Source organism: Paraprevotella clara YIT 11840 (genome assembly GCF_000233955.1).
GTDB lineage: Bacteria > Bacteroidota > Bacteroidia > Bacteroidales > Bacteroidaceae > Paraprevotella > Paraprevotella clara.
Window position 1 is genome coordinate 35,220 of the sequence record NZ_JH376582.1, and the last position, 13,267, is coordinate 48,486.

A 13,267-nucleotide genomic window follows, 5' to 3' on the forward strand; every position below is an offset into this window, starting at 1 on the left:
TTCCTACTGTTTCGGTTTTGCTGTCAGATTTGCTACGTTCTTGGCTAAAGCCAACAGCTTGGAAAAATTTTCAGTAGAAATCAATGAATAGGCTTCTTCCAAAGCGTCACTCAGTTCTTTATCTGTACCGTTCAATAGTTCTTCAAACAGACCATCGTCTCCTTGTATCAACCACGACAAGGCGTGTGAAAAGGCTTCTATATTGTCTTTCGATAAAAGCGCATCTTTAATGGTTTCTCCCTCAATTCCGGAAAGCCAATAACCAGCTCCGGCAAGTTTTTTCATTGTTGGCGGCATAATTATATACGCTTTCCCTGCTACTACCACTGTTTTAAAGTCCATATCAAGGATGGCACTTGTTACTATTTTTGCTGCGTTCTGTTTCATATTAAAGACCTAAAAAGGGTAAGGCAAAACATTATCACCTTACCCTTACAATTAAACATTATCCTGAAACTGCTACAAGAACAATCTGTTTATCCACAGTCTTGCCTGCATCTGAAGATTTGGTTTCTATCGTTCCAGATTGGGTGGTGTAACCAACCTTTGACACTTCATAGCGAACGGAAGCCCCAGCGTTCACCCGCTTTGACTTTACCGTTTCACCATCCAGTTTCACTGTCGCGTCGGAAGGTGTAGAGGTTACGGTAACAGTAGTTCATGTGGCATTAACCTTTTCCCCGTCAAATAAGTAATCTGATTTAACTCCTTCTGCCGGATTCGACATGGCAACAGCAGTAACGCCTAATCCGATATTCTTTTCAGCCGGTGTTCCCTTGGCAATAACGGCAGCATTGGTAAAGACAATATAATTGCCTGTTTTGGTTTGCGCCACAATACCCAAGTTAACAATGCCCGGAGTATCGGAGGCTCCCCAACCGGCGTCTGTGTCAACCTTTTCTCCGCCTTGCAAGGCAACTTTATCTTCAAAAGTCCATTCACCCATTGTAAAGGCGATGGTTTTTGCTCCATTTTGGGTAACATCACGATAATATATCTCGCCGTTCAGCTCGTTGATGTAATCCGTGTAAGTCGGATCATCCTCCGTGTACTGCCACGTATCTTGGTGGGAGTTCTTAACTTCGGTCATTTCACCTATAAGGGTCTTCAAACTCGTTTTGGTTACAGCTTCATTTATTACGTCGCCGTACCATATTTTTTTTATTCCTATAAACGGTTTCATCTTATTTTACATTTAAAATTTCAAACAATAATTTTAAATTCACATAGCTACATTTCAATGCTTCATCTCTTTCAGTACCTAATGATATTTTGGATATTTGATACCAATTGTTATCGTATTCATCAACAATTCCATAGGAAATCCACTGATTAGCCAATCTTTCCATTTCAGTGAGCTTTCTTTTATTTACGCATTCCAGATAATCCGGTACGCAAATATTCACATGTACGAAAGCTTTTTCCCAATAGGTATCTGGTTCAATCGGCGTAGAAGTTACGATAACAATAGCTTCCTCTTTCAGTTCGGATGTTATGGGGTTCCAACTATCATAAACAGCCTTTATCCCAAACTCCCGAACCTTTTCGTAGAGTATTTTGTATATGTCACCCGTGACTATCATATCCATATATCACAACGTCCTTTCAGTTCCTCAGAATAACATTCGGCATTTTTGATTACCTTGCCCCCTCCTACAATCTCTTTCGTGTCCTTATCCAAACACCTGACTTTCGTGTCTAATGCCAACTTCTTGCCCTCATACACTACATGGTAGGAATAAACCCACAGTTTGCCGTTCACCGACACTTCCTTTTGCTGGGAGTTGTCATGGCAAAAGCATTCAGTAAGTTCATCCCACGATTCACCGCCCGTGCCGGGTATCGGTCGCCCGTACTCGTCATTCTCCGGCGGTATCACCGTCCTTACCACTAATATGTGAGGAGCTTCGTCTAACATCTTACCACGCTCTAATTGTTGGTTTATTGGATAACAAGTCTTTCAGACCGTATTCCTTGCATTTCAAAGAGTAATAGTCTTTGATACCCTGAATATCCCACGATTGCGATTTGGAATGTCCGTTTTCCGATACGGATTTAGAACTACCACGAAGTAGGAGTGTAGGAATAAACGTTGTCATACTGACCGAAACAGCCCTGAATTGGTTGTCACTCAGATTTTCTGCATCATCATCCCCATTTACTCCTGATGGCTTTAGAATCGCAAGGAGATTGGCATCGCTCAAAGCAACGCCAAAGTCCCTGAAGGTCTGCCTTATGTAGTCAGATACTTTCATCACGCCAACATCGTATCCAAATCAAGAATTACAATCTTATTCGGAGCCGTATATTCCGGAATCCATTCACAACCGTATTCCATGAAGCGGCCTTCTTCCGTTCTTACATTGGAGATATACATACCTCCTTCCGAACGGGTGTAGTTTTTACCCGGAACAGGGTCTGTGATTTCATACGGAGTGTGCCAACGCATCTTTCCTTGCTTAGCCGTGGTGAACAATGAAATGCGGTTATCCTTGAATACCTGCTTCATTGTACCGTCAGCAAGTTCTACCAAATCCTCATTGATAACAATAGGTGGAAAGCCTAATCCCTGGAAAATCGTAGTAGCCATTTCACTCGACATCAAGCCGGAAGAAAGTTGCACCTCTTTCTGCGCAAAGGACTGTTTATAGAAATCACCGAAATCCTTTGAGCCGACAATCGACTTGATGAAGGTCTTACGAGACATTTCCATAGAAACAAACATACCAAACTTGGTACGAAGTTCGACGACCTGCTCCATAAGGTATTTTATGAAGTTGCTCTTATCTCCCGTTGTTGGAGTGATACGATGTACAGGCAATTCCATATCAAGCATGGCAATACCTTGTGGATTGTCATCCACTTTCACCGTTGCCTTGCCGTCAGAACGCAGGGCACCATCAACTAAGTCCATACGCTTATGTGGAGCAAGCAATACTTGGCGATAATCATCCACAATATAGTTGATAATATCGTTTAATGCTCTTTGCTGGTCTGCCGGACGAGCGTTGTTGTACTTGGTTACAAGCTCCTGTAACATATCCAACCTGTCATTGTCCATCTGGTAACGGTCACCCAAATAGGCGACTTCACCATAACCTGAACCGAGAGATTTTCGCTCTCTTAACGGCTTGTTAGAATTTCGGTCGATAACGGAACCGGCTGTAACACCCGTAACCGTACCGAGATAAGTTTTAAACACGCGAGACTTCGTTTCCTCGAAATCAAGGTGCTTCTTCCAGAAAATAGTATCAAGACGGAGAGCCTGCACACGGTCAATCACCGCTTTTACTATTTCAGGGTCATTCAATAATGTCTGAACTGTCAAATACATATACTCTCCTTTCTTTAATAAGTAAACATGAATCTGTCACCTAACGAAGCCTTATCCTTTTCTGAGATAGGAACAATCAGCTTGGTTGGTCTAATCTCGTAAGCCTGTCCGATAGCGGTGACGGTTGCACCTTCTTCTACTTTCGTCCATGCGTAGTTCAGTGCGGTTGCGGTAGCTTTGGGAGTTTTCCCTGCGGCTGCTGTAGCTTCAAACAAAGTGTCTCCTTTTTTAGCTGCCAAAGTTGGTGAAGCAGCTAAAGTCACTGTATCATACTCGGCATTAGAGGTTTTATCAATAGATTCGATTGTTCCTCCATTCGTACCATTACCTAAGTGCATACCTTTATAGGCAAAGGAATTTTTCTTTATCTTCAAGGAGGTTGTCCCTGCGGAAATATCCTCTACCACATCTACATTGATGACTGCTGTTGCCTGTCTTTTTACAAAATCAAGCACCAATGGTGCCATGGGTGGAATTTTATCCACTCCAGTCAAATTATCCAAAACCAGATTGAAGCCACCCGAATAACGATATACCGTCTCGTAACGGCACATCTCCGGCATATTGGCTTCGATAGATTTTAAATCATACTTAAATCCTGCTGGCATAATCTTCTTACCTTTAGTTTTTAATTCTGTTTTTTAATCTCTTCCGTTCCCTTGTTAATCATAGCAGCAATGTCATGATTCTCTTTTTCGACACGCTGCTCTGCTGTTTTGGGAACTTGTACACCTTGAAATCCCGCATTGACAAACGTTTGCTTTGCGTCCTTCATAAATGTATCCAAGTCCGCATCGTTCGGAATGTTCAACATGGGCACAAGTGTTTCGGGAATACCATACTCCTTTGCCTTGGCGGAGACCTGCGCATTACGTTGAGCTTGCACACGTTCCTGCTCATAACCAGAAAGTTTTTCAGAAAGAGTTTTGTTTGAGTCAATGATAGCTTGCGCCCATGCTGGTACATCGTCTTTCTTTTCTTCTTTCGGTTTAGGTTGAGGATTGGGATTCTCGATTTTCTTTTTCAGTTCGTCCAATTGCTTTTGTAGACCCGATTTTTCGTTTCGTACATAATCAACATCTCCCTGAAAACCCTTAAAAAGCCCTTCGACCCCGTCGATGGCGGTTTCTATCTGACTTTCTTCAGTTACGGTTTTAGATAAGTAGTCGGCCACCCCGTCAAACGCCTTTTCACTAAACCCAAAGGTTTTATACTTCGTTTTCAGTGCTACTAAGATTTTCTCTTTCATACCGTATGAGTTTGATTAATAAATTCCTATGGTAAAATTACGAATGTGGAAAATAAAAAAGAAATTTAGGAAAGAATAATACGTGACAAACGCGTGATTGTCATGAATTAAACAAAAATAGCGATACCCTGAAAGATACCGCTATTCTCCGAACTAACATTTTGTCGATACTACACTGCTGGCCGATTCTCATTTTGAGGCTTATTCTGTGACATTTTGCTCTGCTTTTCAATCTCCATGCGTTGCTTTTCCTCCTGTTCTTCCTTGATTTGCTGGAGTTCTTCTTCCAATCTATCTGCATTCCCGGCGAACAGTACGCCATGCTTCTGCGACCACACATTACCACTAACAGCTTTAACCGCCGTGCTTACTCGGTCATCGATGTTATCAAGGCGGTAAGGTTCTATTTCTACATCAATGTCAATGGTCTCGGCTGCTTTTTCAAGGCTGGAATTGATAGAGCCGAGCGCGGAGACAAGGAAATTCACACGCCGCTGCATGAACTCACCGATTACTTCCGCCAAGTTCTCCACATTCAGGTGGGTGGATAGGAAAACGTAATCGAATGCCACGCCGGAGAGGGCATTTCCGCTTCCCTTCAGGTTCTCGAAGGAGATACGCGGCGTGTTTGTCATCGAGTATATCTTCTCAATGAGCGAATCCAACTCCAATTTCACCGTGTCGCTCGCCTGGTTCCACGTCAGGTATTGCGCATTCGCTCCATCTTGTAATTCCACTACACGATTTTTGAACTCTCCAGAAAGGCTTTGTACATCACCGAACAGCATTAAAATAGGGAAAAAGTGATAGTCTATACAATCAGCATAGCCTGACATAAGCTTTTCAAGACGTACCCGGAGCGTCTTTATCTTCTCGCAATAGGCTTCCGGACGGTAGCAATACAAAACAGGAAGCTTCTTGAAACCATGCTTGAATGAAGGAATAGGCTTCCAACCGTCGGTCAGTTCCCATTGGTAAACGGAATCCGCTGTGATGGTCATAAAACAGGTGATTTCCATATCGTCCAAATCCTTCTTCTTATACTCACGGGAGAAAGCCACCAAATTGTTGCTATCGTCAAAGAATGGATAGAGCTTGTCACCCCTGAACGGAGACCATATCACGCTTTTCAGGCGGTATTCGGGAGCGGATGCACCGAAAAGGTTGCCAATCCTGCGTTTCAATTTCGCCCAAAAGCCATCATCTTTCACCACGTACCAATATTCGGCACACTCCTGCTCTGAAAGCCACGAACGCACAATACGTTTGTTCTGGTACTTAATTTTGTTCTTCTCTAATACCTTTTTCAGAGCAGAGAACAAGCCCTGTTCGCTTTCCTCCGGTTCACAGTTCATCTTCGGTTCTGTTCCAACAGTAAAAGCAGTCTGAATGTTCACAATGTCCTGCTCAATGGGCAGAGCGATACGGTTCGGCTCCACATCCTTTGTCTTTTTCGGGATGGTGGTTGTCTTACCTGTTTTTTCATCATAGACTTCTTTCTCCTTCTCGACCGTGATTTTAATCTTCGGATACTTCTCCTTGTCTGTGATTATCTCGTGCCGGTTGGGATTCCAGTCATTATAGAGTTTTACCGCATCGGGAAGTTCCGTCTTGCGACCTTTTTTTAGATAGGCTATCTTTTGGTCTATATCCTCAATTCTTAAAACTTCGTCTATCGTCCTCATATCTCAATATTTTTAGTGTGCGAATATTCCTGAATTGTCTCGTGGCTGCTTAATTCGTCCCATAAGTTCACCCATTACCCAATACCTTGCCGCATCAAGCAAGTGATCAGCCTGTCCGTCAGCAGGCTTGTTGATGAACTTCTTTATTTTATCATCAAACATCCATGTGTAGTTCTTTATCTCCTTTATCAGGTTTACGCTGTCTTCTGTGATCATAATCCTGTAACCGTGCATCACAGAAATAGAGGCTTCCACGCTGCCTTGCCCTTTGACGACAGGGTAAATCCTTATCCCAGCGTTATGTATCTCGCTCACAAGACGCGGATCGGCACTTTCTGACATGACACGCATCGGCTGTTTCCTCTTGTAGAATTTGATGATGTCTGCCGCCTCCATGTGCGTGCGATAACACAGTTCACGTAAGTACAGCGTATTCGTTTGTACGTCAAAAGCACACTCCACAATCCCCGTAGGGTCTAACGTGAAACCTAAGTCCATGCCGTAACCACGTTTTGAAAGTCCTGACGGTATTTCCTTGCAATATCCCCAATTTTCATAGATAAGCCCTTCAAGACTTGCACGCTTACCAAGTCCGTATATCTGCCATTTGCGCTTGTCCGCCGTGCCATGCTGAATGTTATACTCCGTAGGCTCATAGCTTAGAATCTGCTCCTTGGCATTGTCGGGAATCAAAGGGTTGTCAAGCATGGTAGAGTGCATATACCGTGTTTTCTCACGCTTGCATATCTTGTCGTAAATCCAATGCTCATCGTATGACGGGTTATAATCGAGGACAGCAAAGCCGGAGCAACGCTGCATCAGTTGGGCGTAATCATCGAAGCTGGATTCTACCGCCTCGTTAATCCAGAAAGCATCCGACTTCATGCCATGTATGCGTTGTTCATCATCCAGTCCCAAGAACCAAAATTCAGTAGTATAGAGAGTATATACACCCGCACCCACTGACTTGTTATGGTTACGCTTATCATACAAACCGTAATCTTTCAGCACATCAAGAAAGTCCTTCAATACGGTAGCCGTTATCCATGTGGCTTTCAGACGAGAGACGATAACACGTCTTACCCGGTCTTGGTGCTCGTAAGCATACCTTATCCAAAATTGGATAATGGAATAGGTCTTGCTTGAACGAGAACCGCCTTCAAGGACAAACACATTGTACCTGCCCGAACGGTAAGCGGCATCAAGTTTCTGATATACCGGTGTCGTTGCTATCTTCTTTGTTGCCATTCTGAATATCCTTTATTTCCTGAATATCTTTCTCCGACAAAGGTGTGGGCGAGAAAACAATCTGTTGCCCAATGTCCTTGCCGTTGGTAGTTACGTCAATCTTGGTAGCCGCAATGTCCTTGCTCCACAAATCCGCCTTTGTTTCTTCCAGTGAACGCGAATCTCCTTTAGCCGCCCCCTTTATATAGGTACGGCAAAGAATAACAACCCACATAGGAGTATTTTCATCCTTTGCAAGCTCCTCCAGTTCCTTTTTAGAAAGTTGCATCAGGTACATGCGCATTTCTTTGTACTCCTCGTAAGATAGCCCGTAGGCTTTCTTGGCGATGGTGTACAGTTTGGGCTTCCTGCCACGGTTGGGAGGCTGGTTGGTGCTGGTGAACTTGTTTCCGTATTTACCTATATCTTTGTTCATTCAACTTGTTTATAACTTGTTTTCTCGACAATAATCACTATCTTTGCAATGGCGTAGGTTCGGGAGCGGATGTGGGCAACCACCCGGGGAACGCATCTTGTTTGGGATGTACTGAAGTTCGCACAGCATAGCCAACCCACATGCTCTATGCAAAGGCAAGGACATTAAAATGCTCTTGCCTTTTTTATGTATTGTGCTTATGGCGGTGTATTTTCCCATCTTCTGTTACAATAATAATTTGTTTAAATCGCTTGTTATTCTTTGTTTCAAACTTCTTAATCCCATCCTCAATGCTTTTGCGTGTATGACCACTTCCTTTTTTCATATAAGCAACCAAGACATCAGCATTCTTTTCAGCGGCATGTCCTAATGCTTTTTTGAAGTTCTGGGCATTGTTCCCTTGTGGTGTACGCTGCTCAAATGAAGCCTTAAACAAATATCCATCTGGAGTTTTCATTTCTCCGCTTTCATTTTTCAGCGTCACTTTATACCCTTTGTCTGCAAGGATTCGGGCGGCTTCCAGTTCTTCGGGTTTGTGGCGTGCTGTGCTTTTCTCGATAGCTACGTAGCCACCACCTTTGCCCATCTCCACGCTGGAATACTTGCCGCTGGCACGCATGGTTTCAACTTCCGCCTGTCTTTTGCGGTAAGTGGAGCTGCCTTGTCGATATGTACGCACACCGCCCGAAGTCTTTGCCATTATCTTCTACCAGTATATCCACCACGCCCAGCTCTGAACTCTCGTTTATCCTTTGCTTCAAACTCACGAGCCAAGTCACGATTGTAAATATCATATTGGGTACCACGTTTCGTATCTTTATCAATAGCCGCTGTGGTTGCAAATCCGGATTTAGCCGGGCTGTCGAAACGGGAAGCCACTCTGTCAATCCATTGTTCAGCTTGCTTTTGTGTACGGAAGTTCTTTTGCAACCATCTTGTTTCTCCATGACGGTTTTCCACTGCAACGGAAGCCTGATAATTGCCTCCACTACTTCTTGATGAGCTTTTACCTCTTACTCCTCCACTTGTTTTAGCCATTTTTGCCTTCTTTCTTGATTTGTTTAGTCCTATTAGCCATAAACTGTTCCACATAAAGCACATTATTCTGTGTACACAGTTCCTTTATCTTCTCACCGCCGCCGTAAACTATCATATTGGGGTTATCCCTGCCGGATATTTCACGGGCGATTTGTATCTCCATTTTCAAATATTCCTGTCTGTCGGCATAACCACGTGTGGCGAAAGCATTGTAACCGTCGGGAATGCCCAAACGGTTGTACTTGTAGAACTTCTGTGCCACGTTCAGATCGGCGTACACCTTTGCGCCGCACTCCTGCCAAAAACGGGCAATCCAACGCTTCATATAGATTTGTTGTAATCCGTAGGCTATTGGTGTAGTGTCGAACAAAGACAGGTTAGGTTCTACCAATTCGGTACATCCGCTATCCAATACCGATACGGGATTATTCCAAATGTTGGTGAAGCGGTAATCCTCCACATAGAAATGATAAGTGGATATGCCCTTCTTCGCCCTCGTGTCCGCTCCCCATCCGGCAAAAGGCAGCAACAAGCCGCTTGTAGGCTGGCGGTCAAGGAGCAAGTTCGGTATGTCAAACTCATTGTTACTGTCATATATGCGGTCGCCTAACATGGCAGCAAAGAAGTCCGGCTGTTCTTGCTTTTCTTCGGATGTTTCTTTTGGGGATTTAGCCTTGGCCTTTTCCTCTTTCGGTTCTTGCCACACGTCAAAGCCCCATTCATCCAACTCTATGCTATCCCATTCATTAGCCAAAGCGTCCCAGTCTGTTTCTCCGAAAGGATTGTTGTCCTGGATAAGCATCTGCCGGAGCTTTTCCACCGGTATGTTTTCAGGCAATATGCAACAAGGGACTTCTCGCCAGTTCAAATGCTTATAGGCCTGCAACCGCATATTGCCGCCAATCACAACGTAATTGTCTTGATACGGATAGACAAGAATATCCCTCGCCTCTGTCATTTCAGGAAGCGACTGGATAGAACGGCATAACTTCCGGAACTTCTCGTCTTTGATGAGACGGGGATTTCTCGGAAGTCCTTCTATCTGTCCTTCATTGGGTAAAACTTTCTGTATGTCTATCTTGGCTCTTTGCATAAAAATACCTTTGAGAAAATGGTATTCTCAAAGGTAATAATACTATAAATCACAACGGAATAAATTAAAATCTTATTTGTGACAATCCCTGCGTTGTTGTAAAATACTTGTATTTGCACGATCATTCATCCAAACCCCACCGCCCATTTGACGGTGGGGGCATCATTGCAAGAAACGTTGGCCGAAGCCCCAACTCGCTATTATTGTCTTGTCATTGTGGCCTTTATTTCGAGAACCTAACCAGATTGCATTTCTTGAAACACCTGTATTCTTCTTTTTCAGTGTCCCAATAAACTTGCAAATTGTCATTTAGATTTCTGCCTGTGCCTTTTACCTCACCGATTAGCCCCTCTTTGAGAGTGCCGAACGCTTGGCGTAACGTGCCGTCTGTTTTTTTGAAATAGAACTCTACTATCTTCTTTTGAAGCAATGCAAGAAGTTTGATATTAGTCCATGCTACTTTTAATGCTTCACTCATCGTGTAGCCGTTTCTTTTTACCATTTGCCAAGCCAAATTCATGATTTCGCTTAACTGATTTCTATTTTCTATTGCCATAGTTCTTTATGTTTTATTAATTATACTACTTCGTTTTGTTTGACACTACAAAGTAATACTATATAGTTTAATTAAGCAATAATTATATAGCTAATTTATGTTAAATGTAAAACTATATGGATTTATTTTTCACTTTCCTTTGTATTATATAGTATAAATACCTATATTCGCAAAATAAAACTAAGTAGTATTATGGACTTTAGAGCAAGAATAAAAGAACTCTGCCAGTCTAAGGGTCTTACTCAAAAAGATTTGGCTGATAAAATGGGCATATCTGATATTAGCCTTAACAAGACATTGAGAGGTGATTATCCACAATTACAATCCTTAGAACGTATTGCAAATGCCTTAGAAGTAGATATTGCGGAACTATTTGTGAGAAATACTCCTGATTCCGAAGTAAACGGCTATGTAAAAGTGAAAGGGACTCTTTATGAGGTTCACTCTTTTGAAGATTTGGAGAAACTGTTAAAACTAAAATAATATGGGATTATTAGATTTTCTAAAGCATAAAGAACTTACAGAAATAGCACTTCTGAAAAAAGATATTGAATCTGCAAAAGAGAAAGAGGAAAAACTTTTTTCCGAAATTACAAATCTCCAATCACGATGTTCAGAACTCTCTCAATATGAAAAGATAGCTGATATAGAAAGGGAAAAAGAAAGAACACTATCCTTTATTCAAGAACAAAATACGAAATTTGAACAAGATAAACAGCAATATATAAATGAAATAGATTCTTTGAAAGACAAAATAATCTCTCTTTCCGAAGAAATTGAGCAAAAGAAGTCGCAAATTGTAGAATTAGATGAAACAATCCTATTACAGGAATTTGGTATGTATTCTCCCATTTATGATTTTGCAAGTTCTGAAATGTATAAAGATAGACTTGACGCTATACGGACAGAACAAAAAAATATGATTTTATACAAAACCGCAGCTACATGTTCTGAGGTGTGGACTGTAAATGGTAGCGAGGCACAAGGCCGGGTTATGACTAATCAGAATATAAAACAGATATTACGCTGTTTTAATGATGAGTGTGACATGCTCATAAGTAAAGTAAAATTTAATAATATCGCAGCGTTCATAGAGAAAATACGGAAATCCTATGAAGCGTTAAATAGAATGAACACAAAAAATGCTGTTTCTATCTCTTATGAATATCTCGAATTGAAAGTACAAGAATTACAATTAGCCTATGAATATGCAGTAAAAAAGCAAGAAGAAAAGGAAGAACAGCGTAGGATTCGTGAACAAATGCGAGAAGAAGCTCGATTGCAAAGAGAGATAGAGGAAACAAGGAAAGATATTGAAAAAGAACAAAAACACTATACTAATGCACTCGTAAAACTCAATAAACAAATCGAATTTTGTAGCGAATTGGAGAAAGAAGTTCTATTAGAAAAGAAAGAAGAAATTGAAAGGCACCTTTCAGATTTAGATATAGCTATAAAAGATATAGATTATCGAGAGGCTAACAAGAGGGCAGGATATGTATATATCATATCAAATATCGGTTCTTTTGGAGAAAATATATATAAAATAGGAATGACGCGCCGCCTTGACCCAATGGAACGTGTAGATGAATTAGGCGATGCTTCCGTTCCATTCAAATTTGATGTCCATGCTATGATATTTTCAGATGATGCACCATCCTTGGAAACCGCTTTGCATCATGCTTTCGAGAATAAAAAAGTCAATATGATAAATGGACGAAGGGAATTTTTCAATGTCACTCTTGAAGAAATTGAGGAAGTAGTAAAAGCCAATTACGACAAAACGGTTGAATTTGTAAAACATCCCCAAGCAGAACAATATCGCGAATCTCAGAAAATAATTAATCTAATTAACAATAATTTAAAAACAAGCAACTTATGATATTTCACCACTACAATAGCGAATTTAGAGGAATTTGTGGGAAAAATCAAAGAAAAGTCCGAATAAAGTTGTTATATATGTAAACTTTTACTATATTTGTACCATGAAAGAAGAAAGAAAAATATTGTTTTATAGAGAATATTTCATTTCATTCTATCGCTCATTAGATAGTGGAGCGCAAAAAAAACTTGACTACGTTTTGGGTATGCTTAAAATACAAGAACGGGTAAGTGAAAAATTCGTGAAGTCTATACGTGACGGTCTTTATGAAATCAGAGCATCATATAACGGGTGCATTTATCGAGCGTTTTTCATCTTTGACGAAGGGAACATCGTGATGCTGTTTAATGGCTTCCAGAAGAAAACGCAAAAAACACCTGATAACGAAATAAAGAAAGCATTAGAACTTAAAAAGGAATATTATGAAGGAAAGAAATGACATTGGTAGTTTTGATGCCATACTGGATGAAAAATACGGAAAGATTGGTACACCGAAAAGGGACGAGTTTCACCGTGAAGCATGCGCCTACTGTGTCGGTCAAATGATTAGTGATGCACGGAAACAAGAAAAAATGACACAATCAGAATTGGCGGAAAAAGTGGGAACTAATAAAACCTATATATCAAGAATTGAGAAAGGAGTAATCGAACCGGGAGTTGGATTGTTTTTCCGTATTATTGATGCACTTGGATTGAAAGTTGAGATAGTCAAACCTGTCATGTGAGAAAACATGTATTTAACAGAACTCTTTGACAACCCCAAAGAG

19 protein-coding genes and 1 pseudogene are annotated in these 13,267 nt (G+C 41.4%); 4 read left to right on the plus strand and 16 right to left on the minus strand.

What is annotated here, in order from left to right:
* Positions 1-3: 3 nt before the first annotated feature.
* The 16 genes and pseudogenes from HMPREF9441_RS02455 to HMPREF9441_RS02525 all read right to left on the minus strand — a co-directional run bounded on the left by HMPREF9441_RS02455 (position 4) and on the right by HMPREF9441_RS02525 (position 10,618).
* Positions 4-387 carry a hypothetical protein gene (locus tag HMPREF9441_RS02455; RefSeq protein WP_008617573.1) on the minus strand — a complete coding sequence of 128 codons (384 nt, stop codon included), beginning with the start codon at positions 385-387 and terminating at the stop codon, positions 4-6.
* Between the two features lie 58 nt (positions 388-445).
* Positions 446-640 (minus strand): annotated as a pseudogene (locus HMPREF9441_RS19305) (hypothetical protein); the annotation flags it as partial.
* An 18-nt stretch (positions 641-658) separates the two neighbouring features.
* On the minus strand, positions 659-1,183 hold the full coding sequence (locus tag HMPREF9441_RS02460) for a hypothetical protein (RefSeq protein ID WP_008617576.1): 525 nt from the start codon (positions 1,181-1,183) through the stop codon (positions 659-661).
* 1 nt (position 1,184) lies between these two features.
* Complete coding sequence (locus HMPREF9441_RS02465; RefSeq protein ID WP_008617578.1) at positions 1,185-1,589, minus strand: hypothetical protein; 405 nt, start codon at positions 1,587-1,589, stop codon at positions 1,185-1,187.
* Entirely contained in the window at positions 1,580-1,918 is a 339-nt protein-coding gene (locus tag HMPREF9441_RS02470) for a hypothetical protein (protein ID WP_008617579.1), read from the minus strand. The genes HMPREF9441_RS02465 and HMPREF9441_RS02470 overlap by 10 nt, the downstream gene beginning before the upstream one ends.
* A gap of 1 nt (position 1,919) precedes the next feature.
* A complete protein-coding gene (locus HMPREF9441_RS02475; protein WP_008617587.1) occupies positions 1,920-2,255 on the minus strand; it encodes a DUF6706 family protein in 336 nt (111 codons plus the stop codon).
* The gene (locus HMPREF9441_RS02480) at positions 2,255-3,334 is read right to left on the minus strand and encodes a hypothetical protein (RefSeq protein ID WP_008617590.1); all 1,080 of its coding nucleotides are present in this window, start codon (positions 3,332-3,334) and stop codon (positions 2,255-2,257) included. Before HMPREF9441_RS02480 ends, HMPREF9441_RS02475 begins: the two co-directional genes overlap by 1 nt.
* A 14-nt stretch (positions 3,335-3,348) precedes the next feature.
* Positions 3,349-3,942: a head fiber protein gene (locus HMPREF9441_RS02485; RefSeq protein ID WP_008617592.1), complete on the minus strand. Its 594-nt coding sequence runs from the start codon at positions 3,940-3,942 to the stop codon at positions 3,349-3,351.
* Between the two features lie 20 nt (positions 3,943-3,962).
* Entirely contained in the window at positions 3,963-4,583 is a 621-nt protein-coding gene (locus HMPREF9441_RS02490; RefSeq protein WP_008617598.1) for a hypothetical protein, read from the minus strand.
* 170 nt (positions 4,584-4,753) lie between these two features.
* Positions 4,754-6,268, minus strand: coding sequence for a phage portal protein (locus HMPREF9441_RS02495; RefSeq protein ID WP_008617599.1), 1,515 nt, complete (start codon positions 6,266-6,268; stop codon positions 4,754-4,756).
* 12 nt (positions 6,269-6,280) lie between these two features.
* Positions 6,281-7,516: a PBSX family phage terminase large subunit gene (locus HMPREF9441_RS02500; protein ID WP_008617600.1), complete on the minus strand. Its 1,236-nt coding sequence runs from the start codon at positions 7,514-7,516 to the stop codon at positions 6,281-6,283.
* Entirely contained in the window at positions 7,470-7,931 is a 462-nt protein-coding gene (locus tag HMPREF9441_RS02505) for a hypothetical protein (protein WP_008617601.1), read from the minus strand. Before HMPREF9441_RS02505 ends, HMPREF9441_RS02500 begins: the two co-directional genes overlap by 47 nt.
* Before the next feature lie 184 nt (positions 7,932-8,115).
* Entirely contained in the window at positions 8,116-8,631 is a 516-nt protein-coding gene (locus HMPREF9441_RS02510) for a hypothetical protein (RefSeq protein WP_008617611.1), read from the minus strand.
* Positions 8,631-8,969, minus strand: a complete 339-nt coding sequence (locus tag HMPREF9441_RS02515) for a hypothetical protein (RefSeq protein ID WP_008617613.1) — start codon at positions 8,967-8,969, stop codon at positions 8,631-8,633. Before HMPREF9441_RS02515 ends, HMPREF9441_RS02510 begins: the two co-directional genes overlap by 1 nt.
* Positions 8,962-10,062 (minus strand): DUF4417 domain-containing protein, encoded by a 1,101-nt coding sequence (locus HMPREF9441_RS02520; RefSeq protein ID WP_008617614.1) that lies wholly within the window; start codon positions 10,060-10,062, stop codon positions 8,962-8,964. Before HMPREF9441_RS02520 ends, HMPREF9441_RS02515 begins: the two co-directional genes overlap by 8 nt.
* A gap of 223 nt (positions 10,063-10,285) precedes the next feature.
* Positions 10,286-10,618: an SH3 beta-barrel fold-containing protein gene (locus HMPREF9441_RS02525; protein ID WP_008617616.1), complete on the minus strand. Its 333-nt coding sequence runs from the start codon at positions 10,616-10,618 to the stop codon at positions 10,286-10,288.
* Between the two features lie 192 nt (positions 10,619-10,810).
* On the opposite strand from HMPREF9441_RS02525, the gene HMPREF9441_RS02530 reads away from it, so the two are divergent.
* From HMPREF9441_RS02530 to HMPREF9441_RS02545, 4 genes are all read left to right on the plus strand, one after another.
* Positions 10,811-11,101, plus strand: a complete 291-nt coding sequence (locus tag HMPREF9441_RS02530) for a helix-turn-helix domain-containing protein (protein ID WP_008617617.1) — start codon at positions 10,811-10,813, stop codon at positions 11,099-11,101.
* 1 nt (position 11,102) lies between these two features.
* Positions 11,103-12,500 carry a DUF4041 domain-containing protein gene (locus HMPREF9441_RS02535; RefSeq protein WP_008617618.1) on the plus strand — a complete coding sequence of 466 codons (1,398 nt, stop codon included), beginning with the start codon at positions 11,103-11,105 and terminating at the stop codon, positions 12,498-12,500.
* 103 nt (positions 12,501-12,603) lie between these two features.
* Positions 12,604-12,939 (plus strand): type II toxin-antitoxin system RelE/ParE family toxin, encoded by a 336-nt coding sequence (locus tag HMPREF9441_RS02540; RefSeq protein WP_008617619.1) that lies wholly within the window; start codon positions 12,604-12,606, stop codon positions 12,937-12,939.
* The gene (locus tag HMPREF9441_RS02545) at positions 12,923-13,225 is read left to right on the plus strand and encodes a helix-turn-helix domain-containing protein (RefSeq protein ID WP_008617625.1); all 303 of its coding nucleotides are present in this window, start codon (positions 12,923-12,925) and stop codon (positions 13,223-13,225) included. Before HMPREF9441_RS02540 ends, HMPREF9441_RS02545 begins: the two co-directional genes overlap by 17 nt.
* Positions 13,226-13,267 lie beyond the last annotated feature (42 nt).